The organism is Corynebacterium sp. HMSC11D10 (assembly GCF_001806995.1).
In the GTDB taxonomy this organism is placed as follows: domain Bacteria; phylum Actinomycetota; class Actinomycetes; order Mycobacteriales; family Mycobacteriaceae; genus Corynebacterium; species Corynebacterium coyleae.
Map to the genome: position 1 here is coordinate 1 of NZ_KV787080.1, position 801 is coordinate 801.

General features: G+C 61.0%; 1 pseudogene. It reads left to right on the forward strand.

Going from position 1 to position 801, the window contains the following annotated elements:
* Positions 1 to 801: pseudogene (locus HMPREF3120_RS12205) on the forward strand (hypothetical protein); the annotation flags it as partial.

The following is an 801-nucleotide window of genomic DNA, read 5'->3' on the forward strand; positions in this document are numbered from 1 at the left end:
GCGTGAAAACAACGCTCACCGAGGAGGGCGCCAAGAAGGTCTTGATCGGCTTCTACGAGCCGATCGAGTACGAGGACGCACTCCTTGACCTCAAGGTTGATTTCGAATCCCAGGAATCCATTACTGAGCGTGAGAACGCTGTCGGGAAGTCTGAGGCCGACGTAGCTCGGGCGGAGGCGGCGCTGGAGGCCGCCAAGGAGGAAATTGCCAAGGTCAAGGACTCTGAGAAGAAGGCCGAGCTGCAGGCAAAGGCAGATGCTCTTGCAAAGAAGGTTGAAGCTGCACGAGATGCTGCGAAGGCCGCAAAGGAAGCTCGAACTGGTGAGCAGGCGAAAACTGAAGCGGCAGCGGCCAAGTCCGCGGCAGATTCGGTGGTCGAAGGCGCCGAAGAGCTCAAGGCCGCTGCATCTGCGGTAGTTAAGGAAGAGCGTGATTCCGCGGCAGCCGAGGCTGCTGCGTTGGCGGCAGCGCAGGAGTCAGCGAAGGGCCATGCGGAGCGCGCGGCGGCTGCGGTGACCAAGGCTGAGGAGGAGATCAACAAGGTTAAGGATAAGGCGAAGAAGGCTGAGCTGAAGAAGAACCTCGAAGCGGCAGAGCAGGAAGCAGCCAACGCGAGTGCCGAGGCTGGCAAGGCTCAGGCAGCAACGACATCTGATGCGGCTGTGGCGGCGGCCGAGGCCGCTAAGACTGCGGCAGACAAGGCTATCGCCAAGGCGGAGGAAACCGAGCAGGCTGCGAAAGACGCTGTGAAGGCGGAGCAGGCAGCTGAAACCAAGCCGGAAACCAAGCCGGAAACCAAGC